Origin of the sequence: Butyrivibrio fibrisolvens (assembly GCF_037113525.1) — a bacterium.
GTDB classification, from domain to species: Bacteria; Bacillota; Clostridia; order Lachnospirales; family Lachnospiraceae; genus Butyrivibrio; species Butyrivibrio fibrisolvens.
Genome location: NZ_CP146963.1, coordinates 703,067 through 722,170 on the forward strand (window position 1 = coordinate 703,067; position 19,104 = coordinate 722,170).

At 39.4% G+C, this 19,104-nt stretch carries 14 protein-coding genes; 12 read left to right on the plus strand and 2 right to left on the minus strand.

Annotated features, from left to right (window positions below):
• The first annotated feature begins 158 nt into the window (after window positions 1-158).
• From WAA20_RS02770 to WAA20_RS02815, 10 genes are all read left to right on the plus strand, one after another.
• A complete protein-coding gene (locus tag WAA20_RS02770; RefSeq protein ID WP_073390456.1) occupies window positions 159-1,901 on the plus strand; it encodes a phospho-sugar mutase in 1,743 nt (580 codons plus the stop codon).
• A gap of 165 nt (window positions 1,902-2,066) precedes the next feature.
• Window positions 2,067-3,515, plus strand: a complete 1,449-nt coding sequence (locus WAA20_RS02775; RefSeq protein ID WP_073390458.1) for a glycosyltransferase — start codon at window positions 2,067-2,069, stop codon at window positions 3,513-3,515.
• 57 nt (window positions 3,516-3,572) lie between these two features.
• Window positions 3,573-4,565, plus strand: coding sequence for a glycosyltransferase family 2 protein (locus WAA20_RS02780; protein ID WP_073390459.1), 993 nt, complete (start codon window positions 3,573-3,575; stop codon window positions 4,563-4,565).
• Window positions 4,566-4,608: 43 nt separating this feature from the next.
• Entirely contained in the window at window positions 4,609-6,012 is a 1,404-nt protein-coding gene (locus tag WAA20_RS02785; RefSeq protein WP_073390461.1) for an undecaprenyl-phosphate glucose phosphotransferase, read from the plus strand.
• A 159-nt stretch (window positions 6,013-6,171) separates the two neighbouring features.
• On the plus strand, window positions 6,172-7,614 hold the full coding sequence (locus WAA20_RS02790) for an LCP family protein (protein WP_073390462.1): 1,443 nt from the start codon (window positions 6,172-6,174) through the stop codon (window positions 7,612-7,614).
• 141 nt (window positions 7,615-7,755) lie between these two features.
• Entirely contained in the window at window positions 7,756-8,685 is a 930-nt protein-coding gene (locus tag WAA20_RS02795; protein WP_073390464.1) for a glycosyltransferase, read from the plus strand.
• 184 nt (window positions 8,686-8,869) lie between these two features.
• The gene (locus WAA20_RS02800; protein ID WP_073390465.1) at window positions 8,870-9,526 is read left to right on the plus strand and encodes a GTP pyrophosphokinase family protein; all 657 of its coding nucleotides are present in this window, start codon (window positions 8,870-8,872) and stop codon (window positions 9,524-9,526) included.
• Window positions 9,527-9,786: 260 nt separating this feature from the next.
• Complete coding sequence (locus WAA20_RS02805; protein WP_073390467.1) at window positions 9,787-10,656, plus strand: hypothetical protein; 870 nt, start codon at window positions 9,787-9,789, stop codon at window positions 10,654-10,656.
• A complete protein-coding gene (locus WAA20_RS02810) occupies window positions 10,657-12,246 on the plus strand; it encodes a M23 family metallopeptidase (protein ID WP_073390468.1) in 1,590 nt (529 codons plus the stop codon).
• A 261-nt stretch (window positions 12,247-12,507) separates the two neighbouring features.
• On the plus strand, window positions 12,508-13,800 hold the full coding sequence (locus WAA20_RS02815) for a UDP-N-acetylglucosamine 1-carboxyvinyltransferase (RefSeq protein ID WP_073387258.1): 1,293 nt from the start codon (window positions 12,508-12,510) through the stop codon (window positions 13,798-13,800).
• Between the two features lie 118 nt (window positions 13,801-13,918).
• Here WAA20_RS02815 and WAA20_RS02820 read toward each other — a convergent pair whose 3' ends face one another.
• Complete coding sequence (locus WAA20_RS02820) at window positions 13,919-14,995, minus strand: acyltransferase (RefSeq protein ID WP_073387257.1); 1,077 nt, start codon at window positions 14,993-14,995, stop codon at window positions 13,919-13,921.
• Window positions 14,992-16,077, minus strand: coding sequence for an HD-GYP domain-containing protein (locus tag WAA20_RS02825; protein ID WP_073387255.1), 1,086 nt, complete (start codon window positions 16,075-16,077; stop codon window positions 14,992-14,994). The genes WAA20_RS02820 and WAA20_RS02825 overlap by 4 nt, the downstream gene beginning before the upstream one ends.
• Before the next feature lie 225 nt (window positions 16,078-16,302).
• Here WAA20_RS02825 and WAA20_RS02830 point away from each other — a divergent pair, with 225 nt between their 5' ends.
• Entirely contained in the window at window positions 16,303-16,680 is a 378-nt protein-coding gene (locus WAA20_RS02830; RefSeq protein WP_073387254.1) for a hypothetical protein, read from the plus strand.
• A gap of 201 nt (window positions 16,681-16,881) precedes the next feature.
• Window positions 16,882-19,050 carry a glycosyl hydrolase 53 family protein gene (locus WAA20_RS02835; RefSeq protein ID WP_073387252.1) on the plus strand — a complete coding sequence of 723 codons (2,169 nt, stop codon included), beginning with the start codon at window positions 16,882-16,884 and terminating at the stop codon, window positions 19,048-19,050.
• The last annotated feature ends 54 nt before the right edge of the window (window positions 19,051-19,104 follow it).

A 19,104-nucleotide genomic window follows, 5' to 3' on the forward strand; every position in this document is an offset into this window, starting at 1 on the left:
AATGTATACTTGTTCAATGGATTATTAAACTGGAAGTAGATCCATGCTTTTGTAATTAATATTTAAAAGGTCTTGTTTTCTTGAATTTTTGATTCAGGATTATATAATAAAAAGTGCGTTAGAATAAGAGATTACATAGGATATGAGGAGGAAAAAACATGAGCGAAGCTTTAAAGCAGTTCGAGTACTGGTTGAATGATTCATATTTTGATGACACAACCAAGCAGGAACTTCTTTCTATTCGTAACAACGAGGAAGAGGTAGAAGATCGTTTTTACAAGGAACTTGAGTTTGGTACAGGTGGTCTTAGAGGTGTTATCGGAGCCGGTACTAATCGTATGAATATCTACACAGTTCGTAAGGCTACACAGGGTCTTGCAAACTATATCCTGAAAACTGCCGGAGAAGAAGGCAAGAAAAAAGGCGTTGCTATTTCTTATGACTGCCGCCGATTCTCTCCTGAATTTGCTGATGAGACAGCAAGATGCCTTGCAGCTAATGGAATCAAGGCATATGTATTTGATGAACTTCGTCCTACACCTGAACTTTCATTTGCACTTAGAAAGCTTGGCTGCATAGCAGGTGTTATGGTTACAGCCAGCCACAACCCGCCGGAATACAATGGTTATAAGGCTTATTGGGAAGATGGTGCACAGGTAACTCCTCCTCACGATACAGGAATCATGGATGCTGTTAAGGCTATCACAGACTATCATGAAGTTAAGACTATGCCTGCTGATGAAGCTAAGGCTGCAGGTCTTTATGAGACAATCGGCCAGGAAATGGATGATGCTTATATGGTAGAGCTCAAGAAGCAGATCCTTCACCCTGAAGCTATCAAGGCTATGGCTGATAAGCTTACTATCGTTTATACACCATTCCACGGTACAGGTAATAAGCCTGTTCAGAGAATTCTTAAAGAGCTCGGATTTAACAAGGTATTTATCGTTCCGGAGCAGGAACTTCCTGATCCTGACTTTACAACACTTGATTATCCTAACCCTGAAGATCCTAAGGCATTCAAGCTTGCTCTTGAACTTGCAAAGGAAAAGGATGCAGATATCGTTCTTGCAACTGACCCTGATGCAGACAGACTTGGAATCTATGCTAAGGATACTAAGACTGGTGAATACATGCAGTTTACAGGTAACATGTCTGGTATGCTCATAGGTGAATATATCCTTCGCGAGCGTACAAAGCTTGGACTTATGCCTGAGCGTCCTGCATTCGTAACAACAATCGTTACAACCAACATGGCTAAGCAGATCGCAAGTAAGTACGGTCTTCACTATATCGAAGTATTAACAGGCTTTAAGTATATCGGTGAGCAGATCAAGTGGTTCGAAGAAAAGAACAACGAGTACAACTATGTATTCGGTCTTGAAGAATCTTACGGATGCCTTGCAGGAACACATGCACGTGATAAGGATGCTATCGTTGCTGTAATGATGCTCTGCGAACTTGCTGCATTCTATAAGAATGAGGGTAAGACAGCATGGGATGCAATGGTTGATATCTATAACGAATATGGCTACTACAGAGAAGGTCAGTACTCTATCACTATGAAGGGTATCGAAGGAGCAAAAGAAATTGCAGCTCTTATGGATAAGCTCAGAAGCAATCCTCCTAAGAAGTTCGGTGACTGGACAGTAGAAGAGTTCCGTGATTATAAGACTGGTGAGACTCTTGACCTTGCAACAGGAACAAAGGGTAAGACAGGACTTCCTTCATCTAACGTTCTGTATTTTGCACTTGATAATGATTCATGGTGCTGTGCACGTCCTTCAGGAACAGAGCCTAAGATCAAGTTCTACATGGGCGTAAAGGGAACAAGCCTTGAAGATGCTAAGGAGCTTGAGGATAAGCTTACAGCTGCTGTTAAGGAAGTAATCGGACAGTAAATTTATAGATGTATTTATAAAGAGTATTTCAGCCTGGGAGCGTAAGCTTCCGGGTTGTTTTTTTGCATGGCTCACAATTTGATGAAAGATGACCGAGGAGCCGCGCTTGTGTGGTATACTGAAATGTGAGAAAGTTTGAAAAAATATGAGCTAAGAAGAGGTCTTATGTTAGGTTCTATTAAAAAGACAATTGCATATGCCAAAAGAAACGGCGCTCTTGCTGCATACTATGCCGTAAGAGAAAGACTTGAAGATAGGAAGAAAGAATATACCTATGTACCGGTATCCGGAGAAGAACTATCAAAACAAAAAACCGAAATGGATAAGGTTACAAGATCTGAGAAGGCTCCTCTTTTTAGTATCCTAGTCCCGTGCTATAATACTAATCCTGACTTTTTTATACAAATGATAGAGTCTGTAAAAACGCAGACCTATTCTAAATGGGAACTGATCCTGGCTGATGCTTCCGAAGATAACAGCCTGGAAAAGCTTATAGATAAACGGAATCTTGAAGATTCCAGGATAAGATATATTCATCTTGATAGTAACGAAGGGATATCTGCTAATACCAATGAAGCGGTTAAGGCTGCCAGAGGTGACTATTGCTGTCTTCTTGATCATGATGATGTCATAACTCCTGATGCTTTATACTATTTTGCCAAAGAAATCCTTGCAGATATGGACAGGACTGCGATCGAAAAGCCGTCAAAGTGTGCCATAGGGCTTATCTATTCAGATGAAGATAAGTGTGATGCAGGCATGACAAGGTTTTATGAGCCTAATATAAAGCCTGATTATAACCTGGACTATCTTCTTTCCAACAACTATATCTGCCATTTTACAGCTATTAAGACAAGTATCCTTAAAGCCAGTCTTTTTAGAAAAGAATATGACGGAGCTCAGGATTTTGACATTATACTTAGAACCTGCATCGCTTTTTCTTTTAGGAATGAGGAAAAAAATATAAGGCATATCGGAAGAGTTCTGTATCACTGGAGATGCCATGAAGATTCAACTGCAGCTAATCCTGCAAGTAAGAAATATGCCTATGAAGCAGGCAGATCTGCTGTTGAAAATATCATGCAGGCAAGCGGCTTTAATGTTCGCGTAAGTGAGCTTATGCATGTAGGCTTTTACAGAGTAGAGTACCCTGATGGAATCTTCCGCACAAGAAAAGACATTGGCGTTGTTGGCGGAAAAGTGACAGATAAGAAAGGTACTATAGTTGGAGGTATCTATAAAGAAGACGGAACACCTCTTTACTATGGACTTCATAAAGGCTTTAGCGGAGGCTTTCAGCATGTGGCAGCCTGTCAACAGGATGCTATGGCAGTTGATCTTAGGTGCATGAGAATAAGGAAAAAGCTTCGCCCTCTTCTTAAAGAGATCACAGGGCTTAACTACCACAGCAATAAAGAAATCCTAAAACAAAGGAATGTAGATGCTGATCCCGAGGATGAAACGATCCTCAAAGTGCATGGAAAGCACATAGTAATTCCGGATAACTGGGATGAAGATAAGATCAGAAATGAAAGCATAAGATTCTGTAAAGCAGTAAGACATCTTGGATACCGTATAATATGGGATCCGCAGATGAGTGAAACGAAGAGTTAAGATCATATCCTGTATGAGAAGCTGTGAATTTCTCTGCAGTAGAATAATGAGGCTGATATGTCAAAGACTACAGTTATCATCCCAAATTATAACGGGATGAAATATATAAAAAACTGCATAGATTCACTTCTTATACAGACACTGCCTTCGGATATAATTATCGTAGATAACGCTTCTACAGACGGAAGTATAAAGTTTCTTAAAGATAATTATGATGGCGAATTGACCTGCAGTAATGGAGCCAAGATACATAGTACAGTCCTGTGTCTTGATTCAAATACAGGATTTTCAAATGCGGTCAATAAAGGAATAGAGCTTGCTGGATCGGAGTATGTTTTTCTTTTGAACAACGACACTGTATGTCGCAAAGACTGTATAGAAAAACTTGAAAATGCAATGAATCATAAGAAAAAGGCTTTTTCTGTACAGGCACTTATGGTATCTTTAAATAACCCGAACATAGTTGATGATAGCGGAGACTATTACAGCGCCATCGGCTGGGCGTTTACTGATGGCAAGGATAAGCCCGCAGAAGGCTTTTCAAAAAGAAAAGCGATAACATCTTCCTGTGCAGGAGCTGCAATATATAGGAAGAGTGTTTTCGATAAGATCGGCGGATTTGACGTCGCGCATTTTTGCTATCTTGAAGATGTTGATGTTGGAATTAGAGCCAAAGTATTTGGATATGTAAATCTCCTCGAGCCAGAAGCAGTTGTACTTCACGCAGGAAGTGCCACATCCGGATCAAGGTACAATGAGTTTAAGCAAAAGCTTACAGCAGGTAATAATATTTATCTTATCTATAAAAACTTTCCTGCACTCATGGTAATACTAAATCTTCCGCTTATTATTTTAGGCATTATCATAAAGGCGGCGTTTTTTGCAAAGAAAGGCCTCGGGAAGGCTTATTTTGAAGGGTTATCCCAGGGATTTGGTAAAATAATAAAAAACCGGGATAAAAAAGTCAGATTTAAAACTGACAATCTGAAGAATTATCTTACCCTTCAGATAGAATTATGGATCAATACAATAAAAAGATTTGTTAAATGATCCAGATAAAAATGTTTAAGAACATTTTTGGGGACGGAGTATTATGATAAAGAACAATCAGAAGCAGCTAAACAGGATTCAGGTCCTTTTAGATGCAGTGACAGTTGCGCTTGCATATATACTGTCATACTATATCAGATTCTATTCCATATTTGTCGATAGCTATGAGCTCGAAGTAGCGCTTCCAAGAGAAGTGTATTTTAGTGTACTCTATATACTGATCCCGGCATATCTTGTTCTTTATAACATGACCAACCTCTATACACCGCGAAGAGCAGGCAAGGTTGGAAGTGAGATCCGTAATATCATTGAAGCCAATATTCTTGGCGCTCTTGGATTTGTAGCAGGTCTCTACATTATCCATCAGGAGCACTTCTCCAGAAAACTTATCGCAGTATTTTTTGTAGTTAATATAATCATAATGTCCCTTTCCAGAGTGTCTCTGCGTAAGATCCTCCGCTTCATGCGCAAAAAGGGATATAACTTAAAGCACGTTCTTCTCGTAGGATACTCAAGATCTGCAGAAGCCTACATTAGCAGAATAGAAGAAAATCCTCAGTGGGGATATGTGGTTAACGGCGTACTTGATAACAGGATCCCTGTAGGAACAGCCTATCATGGCGTTAAGGTCATAGGTGAGATTGACCAGCTAAGCGAACTTATAAGTGCAAATTCTTATGATGAGATTGCGATCACTCTTTCGCTGGATTATTATGACCTGCTTGAAGAACTTGTATCCTGCTGTGAAAAGTCAGGAGTACATACCAAGTTCATACCTGACTACACATCTCTTTTCCCAAGTAATCCATATACAGAGGACCTCGAGGGACTTCCTGTCATCAACATAAGATATGTTCCTCTTACAGATACAGGAAACAGAATTGTAAAAAGAATCATAGATATTATAGGAGCGCTGGTTGCAATAATACTATTTTCACCCATCATGCTGTTTGCAGTTATTGGAATCAAGCTCACATCAAAAGGACCTATCATCTTTAAACAGGAAAGAGTCGGTCTTGGCGGTAAGAACTTTATGATGTACAAATTCCGTACAATGGAAGTCCAGACCAAGAAGGAAGAGGCAAAAGGATGGACGACCAAAAACGATCCAAGAGTAACGAAGATAGGCAGATTTTTAAGAAGTCATAACATTGATGAAACACCACAGTTTTTCAACGTTCTCTTTGGCTCGATGTCACTTGTTGGACCAAGGCCTGAAAGACCTCAGTTTGTTGAGAAATTCAGAGAAGAAATCCCAAGGTATATGGTCAAACATCAGGTTCGTCCGGGAATCACAGGCTGGGCTCAGGTTAATGGCTACAGAGGAGATACATCGATACGTAAACGAATTGATTACGATATCTATTACATAGAAAACTGGTCAGTCGGCTTTGATATGAAAATTCTTTTTGGAACGTTTTTTCATGGCAAAAAGAACGCATATTGATGCATGTATATGCTCCTTTTAAGCGACATTTAAGGTGCTCTACTTGTATAAAGTGGCGTTTTGTGGCAAAATAGACAAGTGGTCAAGGGAGAATTGTTTTGTTGGAGGCCGCAAAATGACCGCATTCTATTTTTCAAGGTTGCGGCAAAGGAGAATGACATGTCGAATTACAATAACCATGAAGGAAGAGGAAACTATAACAGGTCAGGCGATGGAAGACCTACCGGAAGACCTGTAAATAATGGTCAGGGAAGGCCTCAGTATAATGGAACCGGAAGAGCTCCTCAGGGAGCAAGACCACAGCAGGGAAGACCCCAGGGAAGAGCTCCACAGCAGGGAGCAAGACCACAAGGCGGTTACTCACAAGGAAGACCTGCAGGTGGAAACGGATACCCACAAGGAAACGGATATTCTCAAGGCTATGGCGGTGGCTATTCACAGGGTAACGGATATTCACAGGGAAGACCACCACAGGGAAGATACCCACAGCAGGGAGCAAGACCTCAGGGAGGTTATCCACAGAACGGAAGACCTGCTGCATCAGGACGTGGCAGAAAGAAAAACAATAAAAAGACTATTGCTATTATCATAGCAGAAATACTTGTTATTGCTATTCTTGGTGTTGCTGCTTACTTTGTATTTATTAAAGCAGGACTTACAAGCGTAACAGAAGTTAAAGTTGATGAAGAAGAGCTTGATCAGAATATCGCAGAAACAGTTAAAAATAATGAGACCATGAAAGGTTACTGGAATATAGCACTCTTTGGAGTCGACTCAACAAAGGGTATACTTTCATCAGGAACTCGTTCTGACTGTATAATCATTGCTTCTATCAATCAGGATACAGGTGAGATAAAGCTTTGTAGTGTATATCGTGATACATACCTCAATCTTACAGAAGACAGGGGATATGACAAGTGTAACGCTGCATATGCATATGGCGGACCACAGCAGGCTATCAATATGCTCAATACCAATCTCGATCTTGATATTACAGACTTTGTAACCATCGGATTTGGTGGTCTTACAGATATCATCAATGAACTTGGTGGTGTGCAGATAGAAGTTGATGACGCAGAGATCCAGCATATCAACAACTATCAGCAGACAATGGCTAAAGAGCTTGGAATCAGCTATACAGAAGTTACTTCTACAGGAATGCAGACTCTGGACGGCCTTCAGGCAACAGCATACTGTCGTATCAGATATACAGCAGGTAATGACTTTGCCCGTGCTGCTCGTCAGAGAGAAGTTATCCAGGCAATCATGGATAAAGCACATGGTGCCAGCACAGATACACTTACTAACATTGCAAACAAGGTATTTGACGAGATGGCTACATCTCTTGAACTTTCCAAAATAGTTGAACTTCTTGGTAAGATCAGTGACTACAAAATTGTTGCAGAAAATGGTTTTCCTCAGGAATCTATGCGTGCAACAGGTAAAGTTGGTGGAGCAAGTGTTGTAGCACCTATTTCTCTGGAATCTAACGTTGTATGGCTTCACGAATTCTTGTTTGGTGAATCCGGATATACATGTTCCGATACAGTTAAGGAATACAGCGAATATGTTGCAGGTAAAACTGCTGGATTGTCCAACTAAGAGAATCTTTGTTTTACAATTTACATCTTGAATATGATAAAATCGAGCCGGGGAATATACTCCGGCTCGTGGCATGTTGAGAATATGTTTTCTCAAGATAAAAATATAAGCCCTAAAGACAGACCTAAATGGAGATTAGATATGTATGATATTGATGTGATAATACCTACATACAAACCTGATAAAGAACTGTTTACGCTTTTAGACAGATTATGCGAACAGACAGTTAAGCCTTCAAAGATCATTCTTATGAATACTGAGCAGAAGGAGCTTTCAAAACTCATAAGCGATGAAGAGCTTACATCAAGATATCCGGAAGTGACAGTTTTTCATATATCCAAAAAAGAATTTGATCATGGACGTACAAGACATGAGGGAGTTCTTTTTTCTGATGCAGAATTTTTTGTATGTATGACTCAGGATGCCATTCCTGCAGACAGAAATCTTATAGAAGAGCTTGTTAAAGCATTTGATGGTGATGATAAGCTTGCAGTTTCTTATGCAAGGCAGATACCAAGACCTGATTGCAGCCCTGAAGAACTGTATGCAAGAAAGTTCAATTATTCTGTGACATCCATAAGAAAAACTCAGGCTGATGTAGAAAAGCTTGGAATCAAAACATATTTTTGTTCAAATGTCTGTGCTATGTATAGACGTAGCATTTATGATAAGCTTGGCGGATTTATCAGAAAAGCTATTTTCAATGAGGATATGGTTTATGCAGGAACAGCGATACAGGCAGGATATGCAACAAGATACGTGCCTGTTGCAGGAGTGGTTCATTCACACAACTACACATGCATGCAGCAGTTCCACAGGAATTTTGATATAGGAGTATCACAAAAAGAGCATCCTGAAATCTTTGAAGGATTATCCAATGAATCTGAGGGTGCAAAGATGGTCAAAGGAACCATTAGGTATCTTCAGGATATGCATAAAGCCTATAGAATACCGCATTATATAATGCTTGTAGGCAGCAGATATATAGGTTTCAAGCTCGGTAAAATTTATAATCGCCTTCCAAAGCGCTTTGTAAGGGCATGCAGCCTTAATAAAGATTATTGGAACTAAGGTGTGCAAAATTTGCCAAATATACCCATTTGAATGTAATATATATGTGGGATTATATTTTGACATACCACTTTTAATAAGAAGTAAAAAACTGATTTTAGGGGTAATATCAGTAGTACTTTTACAAGGTATGCAGGGGTAATAAACGGGATAGCAAAAATAAATTATAATTGAGGGAACAATTTTGGAGCTTAAAATAGGGAACGAGCAGGATATTCATACCTGGGAGCAGGTTACACTCGTCTATCATTCAGCACTTAAACAGATCAATACTAAGATAGAGATTATGAATGATGAATTTCAACAGGTTCATCGTTATAATCCTATTGAGCATATCAAGGCAAGGATCAAGACATCTGAGAGTATAGTCAAGAAGCTTAAGCGTCATGGCTATGAGTCCACCATTGAAAATATGGTCAAGTATGTTAATGATATTGCCGGTATCAGAGTAATATGCTCATTCACAAACGATATTTATACAATAGCGGATATTATCAGTAATCAAAGTGATATAAGGATAATAGCCGTTAAAGATTATATTATGAATCCTAAGGCTAGTGGCTACAGATCATATCATATGGTAGTCACTGTTCCTGTATACCTTTCTGACCGTATCATTGATACTAAGGTTGAAATACAGATAAGAACTGTAGCCATGGATTTCTGGGCTTCACTTGAGCATAAGATACAATACAAGTTCGAAGGTAACGCTCCCACACATATTAATACAGAGCTTTTAGAATGTGCGCATATGGTATCAGAACTTGATGCACGTATGCTTTCGCTTAACAATGAGATTTTGGAGATAGCCAGCAAACTGGAGAATCAGAAAATGGAATAAAAGTCCATTAATGAGGAGTGCCCGAGCACCTCTCGGCACCCGGGCTATTATGAAAAAATATCTATCTGTTTGTCTGAATCATTTAACTATCTATACTATAGACATGTTTTATGTATAAAATATGAACAAGCAGTAAAGACACAGTTAACATGCACAAAAAAATGAGATAACCATATAAGATATTGTGCATTATATACAATAACCTATGTGCATTTTTTATACAGAATGTTACCATATCTTCGTTTTTGGGAGGTGCAGCATTGAAAAAAGACAGCAGAACATGGGGAGAAAGGATCGTGGATAATCTAATGGATAAACTTGCAGATAAGATAAGTGCTACTGAAATGATCAAAGCTAATGCAGCTGCAGAAGCTGCTGAAACAGAAAGACTTAGAACTCAGGTGGTTCAGTATCAGCATGAACTTGAGGAGATTCGTAAGAAGGCTGATGAGCTTAAATCACTGATCTCAGATCTTGCAGGTAAAGTTAATAATAGTTCAAAAGCTGCTGATAACGAAGAGACCAAAAAGAATCTGGAGCTTTTGAGCAAAAATATAGATGAAAGCAGTAAAAAGCTTATTGATTCACTTGCAGGTGACTTTGAAGATAGCAACAAGGCAATTATCGAAGCCGTAAGAGAAAGTGTAGAAAGCAGTAATAAGGCTCTTATTGAAGCCCTCGATAAAGGTGTAGAAGACAATAATAAGACCCTTGTTGATGCCCTTAGCGCAGGACTGGATGACAAGAACAGGGATTTTATAGATCAGATAAATAAAAGACTTGACGAAGAGCACAAATACACTCATGATATAGGCGTTCAGGTATACAGAAATGTTCAGGCTTCTGCCCAGGATGAGAATAAGAAGCTGACAGATGATATAATAAAAAGAATCGTGGATGAGAACGATCATCTTGCGATAAGCGTAGCTGATGAAACATCAGGTCAGCTTCAGAGAACCCTTGAGGGTCTTTCTGAAAAGCAAAAAGAGCTGGATCGAAAGATCGAGGCACTTCATCTTGCAACAGATAAAAATCATGCATGCACAACCGTTTCTGTGATAACACTAATTGCAGTACTTGCGGGCATAGCTGTAAATGTATTAAATATTTTGGGGATTTTAAATTTTTAAATGAAACATCTTACTAGACATTACAGAAAAATAGGATATTGGTTCATAAGAGCATCACTTGTATTTGCGTTTATATGGTTATTCTTTATCCCAGGGTTCATTAGAGCGGATTTTTCAGAAGATAATATTTATTATATTACGCTTAATGGAGAAAATGTCGGAATTGCTTCATCCAAAGAACAGGCATATGAGTATCTCAGAGAAGCCAGAAGACTTTTACAGCTTGATAACAGTGAGCTTGTACTTGCAAGAGCTGATCTGGAAGTAACCGGCGATCATGTCGTATGGCAGAAAATGGATGATTCAGATGCGGTCATCAATAAGATGAAGGCAGTTCTACAAAAGAATGAAAAGGGAACACTTAGCAGATGTTATACAATCAAGATCAATGATTTCTGTGTTAATGTAGCATCTAAGGAAGAAGTTCTGCAGATTCTGAATGCTGCTCTCGACAAGTATGACTTTGATGACGAGTTTGAAGCTACGTTGATACTTGATCCTGACAGGGAAGTTAATGTTCTTACAACAGAAGTTGTTTCATCTGTTGATAACTACTTTGAGGTTTCTGGATCCATCAGTGAATTCAAGTCATATGGAATTGCTGAGTACCTTGATGAAGTTTTCATGGAAGACGCAGATTTTTCTTCAGATGAGATGGATTTTGCCGATTATGATCTTGGTGTTAAAACACTTGATTTCGGAGATAAGGTTGAAGTAGTAGAAGCTTATCTTCCTGAAAGCGAACTTACAGATCTTGCAGTTGCTATAGAAGAAGTGACTAAGGATCAGGAGACTAATCAGATATACGAAGTTCAGCAGGGGGATACTCTTGGAACGATCGCTGCAGAATATAATCTGACTATTGAAGATCTTATCGCAATGAATCCTACTATCGAGAATGAGAATTCTATCATAAGAATCGAAGATGAGATCATAGTTACAGTTCCTGAACCGGAACTTACAGTAGTAAGAACCGAGCTTGAATATATTGAAGAAGACTATCAGGCTGAAGTTCAGTATGTAGATAACGATTCATGGTACACCACCAAGACCGTTGTACTTCAGGAACCTTCAGACGGACGACATAATGCAATTGTTTTAAACTATTATGAGAACGATAAAGAAGTTGCTCAGGATACTATCAAGGAAGAAGTTATATACGAAGCAGTAGCTAAGATAGTTGAAAGAGGAACTATAGTACCACCTACTTATATCAAGCCAATTTCCGGTGGACGATTAAGCTCTGGATTTGGATACAGATCAAGGCCTACAGCCGGAGCCAGCTCATATCATAAAGGTGTTGACTGGGCTACTCCTGTAGGAACTGCGGTAATGGCATCATCAGGCGGCGTTGTTTCTAGAGCAGGATGGGGATCAGGATATGGATATGTAATATATATCGATCATCCGGATGGAAGACAGACAAGATATGGTCATCTGTCCAAGATACTTGTTTCTGTAGGAGATCATGTATCCCAGGGCCAGAAGATTGCTCTTAGTGGTAACACAGGTGTCAGCACAGGTGCTCATCTTCACTTCGAGATCCTTATTAACGGAGTTCAGGTAAATCCGCTTAATTACTTGTATTGACATGGCTGATATGCGAAAAAGGTGATGTTTTCTACCTTTTTCGCATATGCTCTTTAAGTTGCAAAAAATGCTATTCGTTGTTATAATACTGATTTGTGCGAGCGTTTAATTAATACGTAGTATCAGGCAAATGTCTTACGTTTTATTCGAGGCATGAGGTTTAAGTTTGAAAATAAAATTTTCAAACTTCACAAAGTGGTGTCGCGAGCTCCACCACTTCAACCATTAGTCACTCGCTTTGCTCGCGACATGAGGTTAAATATGGAAAGATATGTCATTAAAGGCGGTAATCCGCTTGCAGGTGAAGTTGAGATAGGCGGTGCCAAGAATGCAGCACTTGCTATTCTGGCTGCTGCGATCATGACTGATGAAACAGTATATATAGATAATATGCCGGATGAAAGGGATACTAATATCCTTCTTCAGGCTATGGAAAGCATTGGCGTTATTGTTGACCGTGTAGACAGACACAGTGTAAAGATCAATGCTGCCCATATATGCAATCACACTATTGAGAACGAATTTATTAAGAAGATGAGAGCGTCTTATTATCTTATAGGAGCTCTTTTGGGTAAATATAAGCATGCACAGGTTGCACTTCCCGGTGGATGCGAGATAGGTCTTCGTCCTATCGATCAGCATATCAAAGGCTTTAATGCACTTGGTGCAACAGTTAATATAGAGCATGCTATTATCAATGCAGAAGCAGAGCAGCTTGTTGGCAGCCATATCTATCTTGATATGGTATCAGTCGGAGCTACCATCAATATCATGCTTGCTGCATCTATGGCTAATGGTCAGACTATCATTGAAAATGCAGCTAAAGAGCCGCATGTAGTTGACGTTGCTAACTTCCTTAACAGTATGGGTGCCAACATTAAGGGCGCCGGTACAGATGTTATCCGTATTAAGGGTGTTCAGAAGCTTCATGGTAGTGAATATACAATTATTCCTGACCAGATCGAAGCAGGAACATTTATGGTGGCAGCAGCTGCTACAAGAGGCGATGTGATCATAAAGAACGTTATTCCTAAGCACCTTGAATCTATTTCAGCTAAGCTTATAGAAATGGGATGCGTGATCCATGAATCTGATGACGCAGTAAGAGTAGAGGCAAGAAGACGTCCTTTGGCAACACATGTTAAGACTCTTCCATATCCGGGATTCCCTACAGATATGCAGCCACAGATAACAGTAGCGCTTGGCCTTGCCAGTGGCGTTAGTATCGTTACTGAAAGTATCTTTGAGAACCGTTTCAAGTATGTTGATCAGCTCGCAAGAATGGGAGCCAACATTAAGGTAGAAGGTACTGCAGCAATCGTAAACGGCGTTGAGAGATATTCAGGAGCAGATATATCAGCACCTGATCTTCGTGCAGGAGCAGCTCTTGTGATCGCAGCTCTTACAGCGGATGGCTTTACAACAATAGACAATATTCATTTCATTGAAAGAGGATATGAAGACTTTGATATCAAGTTAAGAGAACTTGGCGCTCAGATCGAGAAAGTCGATACTGATGAGGAAGTCAGAAAATTTGAACTTAAGATGGCGTGATAGGTCCAAGTACATATTGAATTAAAACAATAACCAGTCTTATAGCATTTGAAATATGCTTTAAGACTGGCTTTTTTATTAGACACAAATATTGAACAGAAGTAGTAAAAAGCTTTTCTTACTGCTTGGAAGCAGGTTTTCTTCCAAGTGTGATCGGAAGAATAAGTAGCTGAACCTTACCTGCTATAAGACATATCATTATTGCAATAAGTGCTGGAATGACAGCAGAGATAAGTGCAGTAGGAGATGAAGGCGCTGCCAGTATTTTTGTAAACTTGCCTATAACAGTCTGTAAAAGTATTACAGGATACTTGTTCCACATAAGTATAGGAAGAGTATTCATACCTACATAGCTGACAGCACTTATGGAGTTTCCTATAAGACTTCCTGCATACAGGTAGGCCAGAGCAAAGCACAGAGCGCTAAGAAAGTACAGTATAAAGCTTCTTCCATATTCATCGGTTCTTGCACTTGTTTCACCGTTAAAATATGCAAATGCAATTGCAAAAATAGAGAAGATGATAAGATATGCCCATTTTTTAACGGCAGAATTTTTGGAAACTACATCTATAGACTTTACTCTTGGGGCTATTATCAGCCCGATCTCTACAAAGATCACATTACAAAGTGCTGTTTCGATATGCCATGGCAGTGCAATATTGCCATGCTTTCTTGTAATGTAAAGACCTACAGTAAGGCATAGAAGGCACAGTATAAGACGAAGTATAAGCCTGTGGAACTGATTTTGCTTTGCTATAGAAACTATAGTCTCAATAAAATATACGAGCAGCATGACAACAAACAGGCAAGGCAGAAACCAAAGAGAATTATTCCATTTCATATGGTCATTCTTACCGCTTCCATAAAGCATATATCCTATATTCGGAAGGATGTCTGTTGTGGAAATTCCTTCGCCAAGAGTTTTAGATGCGAATTTTCCAAGAAAAGAAAATATTAAGATGCTTATGATTCCCGCAAACAGGTAAGGAACCACGATCGTCCGGAACTTTTTTTCCAGAAAGGATAAAAAAGATATACCATTTCGATAGGTAAAACCCGAAAGCATGAAAAATACCGGCACTGCAGCCGGAACAAAGTACGTAAAATAGCGGCCGTTCCGAAGCACGTGTGCCAGAACGACCACAAAAATAGCAAAAGCTTTAGCATTATCAAGAGTAGAATTTCTGTTTGTCATATTATTTCTTCGATGTAAAGATCCGGAGTCTGGGCGAGATCTACATATTTCTCACCGATTCTTATAGTAGGTTTGGACAGATGGTTTCTGTTAATAAATACAATATCACCTTCCAGACCATTATTAAGACGGACGCGGTTAAGGAGATAAGTATTAACAATATTACTAAGGAAGGTCATGATAGCATTGGTGTCGTATTTCTGAAGTCCTTCACTTTCAAAAAGAGAAATGGCAACGAAAGGACACAAAGGACCACGATAAACACGTGCACTGGTCATAGCATCATATACATCTGCAATTGCAACAATCTTTGCAAAAGGATCGATCTGAGGCCCCTGAAGGTGAAGGGGATATCCTGAGCCATCACAGCGTTCATGATGCATGAGAGCTGCATTTTTGATGTGAGGATCCAGATCGGAATTCTTTAAGATCTTGTAGCCTTCCTGTGGATGTGTCTGTACAATAGTGTATTCGTATTCTGTCAGCTTGGCAGGTTTGGTTATTATCTGTTCGGGAATGACAAGCTTACCAATATCATGAAGAAGACCTGCTGTAGTTAATATCTTGATGTCGTCTTCTGACATCTTAAGCCATTGCCCTGCAACATTGCTGATGAGAGCAACATTGATACAATGAGTATATGTTGCATCATCATATTGACGAAGCGAATGCATCATATCAAAAACACTGGAAGGACCATTGGTGGAGTTGATAAGATCAAGTACAGGAGCTGTAATTGCATCAACATCAATGGGAGTGTCATTGCGAACGATGTTATTTACATTTCTTTCAAAACCTGAAGCTGCAGCTTCAAAATCCTGCTTGAACTGCTTAAATTCAGATGTCTGCTGAAGTCTTTGGGCGTAAGAAAGAGTCTGAAGTTCATCAATTGATGGCTGGGAGATTTCTTCTATTTCATCTTCAACTAAAACGTTGACAGTAGAATAGAATTCCAACTTGGCAATTGATTTATCATCCAGAACGGCGCCTTTTGGAAGAATCAGTTGGTCATTATTGTACGTGTAAACATTTTCTGCTAGGACCATGCCCGGCAGTAGATTAGAGGTCATAGTACGCTTCATAAAAAAGTGTGTCCTCCTAAAGATGGAAATGTACACAAAACCACAATTTAATTATAAATTCACGTATAGCAAAAGTCAAAACTGTGAATAGTTCACAAAAAATACAGGGCTATCTTGAGAAAATGGCATAAAATCGGAAAAAACATTACCAAGTTATTGATAATAATTTGATTTGTAAGCTATACTTACTATGTACGTTTAGGGGATATTAGGAAGGCGTAGTATATGAAGAATGTTAAAGAAGACCGCAGTGCGGCTGATATATTAGACCAGCTTAGAAAAGAGCATTTCACCTTTTCTCAGGTTAATCCTGACATATTTCCTGATTTTCAGGCACATGACAGATCCACAAGATTTCTGAAAGAAAAATGGGATAAGTCAGGTAAGGCAGAACGCGTTATGATACTCCAGTCTCTTTTGGAGAATGAAAAGGCTAAGCAAAGAAGACTTGAGGAACTTATAGAAGAGGCCAAAAGGTGCCTTGATGATGATGAAAAAAAGATCGTTGATGCAAGAAAAAAGCACCTTAAAACGCTCAGATATGGTCGTATACCGGCAATGTTTATTAAAGACGATGAAGATGGATTAAAGGCTGCAGACTGATAGCAAAAGCTATGGTCTGCAGTTTTTTTATAGGAAAATCCTGCCCTGAAAAACGATAAGGAAGGGATGTAATAGAAGGCGCAAGATGTTGCGCACAGATTTAGTAATTATTTAATGAACGCATGCTTTGATAATGCTGTACTATATTAGTATGTTCTTAAAACTGCATCTGTTGTGACATTCAATATATAGGGGGATATAATGGTCAAAAAACTAACTTCAAAAATATCATTCTTATTAGCAATTAGTCTTTCAGCACTATCTTTATCTGCATGTAGCAATAATAATTCATCTCAAAGTGAAAACGGAGCATCTGCAAGTAGTGCATCTACTGAATCGATATCAGCATCAAGTGCAGATACAGACTCGTCTTCATCTAATGAAGATATTTCGGATAACACTACATCAGATATAGTTATTGATGATACAGAAGCTATAGGAATTAAAACTGTCGATTCAAACGGAGATTATTACAAAGATAAACAGGTATATGTCCAAAAGATAGATGGCCTTTCTGAAGATTTCATGAGAGGTGTGGATATCTCCTCTTTTCTCTCAGAGATTGAAAGCGGAGTAGTATTCAAGGACTATGAAGGAAACGATATTGACAGCCAGGGATTTTTTGATCTCCTTGCTGATAGCGGCGTCAACTATGTCAGGATCCGTGTCTGGAACGACCCGTATGATGAAAATGGCAACGGATATGGCGGCGGTAACTGTGACATAGATAGAGCGATATCCATGGGAGAATATGCGACCAATGCCGGAATGAAAGTCTATATAGATTTTCACTATTCAGATTTCTGGGCAGATCCCAACAAGCAGATGTGTCCCAAAGCCTGGGAGGGCATGAGCATTTCAGAAAAAGAAACTACTTTATATGATTACACTAAAGAATCCCTTGAAAAACTTAAGGACGCAGGTGTTGATGTAGGTCTCGTAGCAGTAGGAAATGAAACAGATTCCGGAATGGCAGGAGTAACTTCCAATTCTGAGAAATGCAAACTATATAGCGCCGGTAGTAAGGCTGTACGTGAGGTTTTCCCTGATGCATATGTTGCAGTTCATTATTCCAATCCTCAAAGAGATTATATGGAAATAGCTAAAATGCTGGATGATACAGGCGTAGACTACGACGTTTTTGCAACTTCCTATTACCCTTACTGGCATGGAACGCTTGAAAATCTTACTGATACTCTTAAAAATGTAGCAGATACTTATGGTAAAAAAGTCATGGTAGCCGAGACTTCATGGGCATATACATTAGATGACGGAGACGGCTCAGGCAATACCGTAGGCAAGGGAAGCAATGATGACAGTAGTGAGTATTCGATCTCTGTTCAGGGCCAGAGTGAAGTAATAAGAAATGTAATCAAAGCAGTAGCCGATGTCGGAGATGCAGGAATAGGAATGTTTTACTGGGAGCCTGCATGGATTCCTGTAAATGTATATGCTGATACTACTGATAATGCCAGCGATACATTAAAAGCTAATAGCGCTGCCTGGGAAAAATATGGCGCAGGATGGGCTTCAAGTTATGCATCAGTTTATGATCCTGATGATGCGGGCCAGTACTATGGTGGAAGCTCCTGGGATAATCAGGCACTTTTTGATTTTGCAGGATATCCTCTTTATTCTTTAAAAACATTTGGATACGTATATGAAGGTAACGAAGTCGAAGGAATGGAATTCGAGGGAGCATTAACCCCGTCAGGAATTACTGTAAGTCTTGGCGAAGACATTTCTTTATATCTTCCAAAGACTGTAAAAGGAGAATATACAGGCGATGTAAGACTAGATCTCCCCGTTGAGTGGGATGATTATTCTAATATTAAAGAATTCGGAGAATACAAGCTTTTTGGTACTGTAACAGATATCCTGTCTGATGAAGAAGACAACACGTCAAGAGTTATCATTAAGATAACTGTTCTTCCTGAAAGCCTTCTTGAAAACAGTGATTTTGAAACAGGAGATGATTCAGGATGGCTCCTTGAAGGTAATGGACCCTGGGTAGATACAGAAGATGTTTACAGAGGCGAGTATGGACTTCATTTCTGGTCCCAGACTGCGGTTGAGTTTACAGCTACTCAGACCTATACAGCTATACATTCAGGAAATTATACAGCATCCATGATGATTCAGGGCGGCGATGCAGGTGATGATCAGGTGATCACGATCACTGTTACTAATGAAACTAAAGGAACCTCTGTAACTGCAGAAACTAAAGTAACCGGCTGGCTTGAATGGACTAATCCTACAACAGATGTTATCGAGGCAGATGCCGGAGATATACTTACAGTAACTATTTATGTAAAAGGCGCTTCCGGTGCCTGGGGTACGATAGATGATGCGTATCTTTACATAGAATGATTCAAAATGATATATTTAACTCAGCGGGAACGAAACACCGCTGAGTTTTTTATA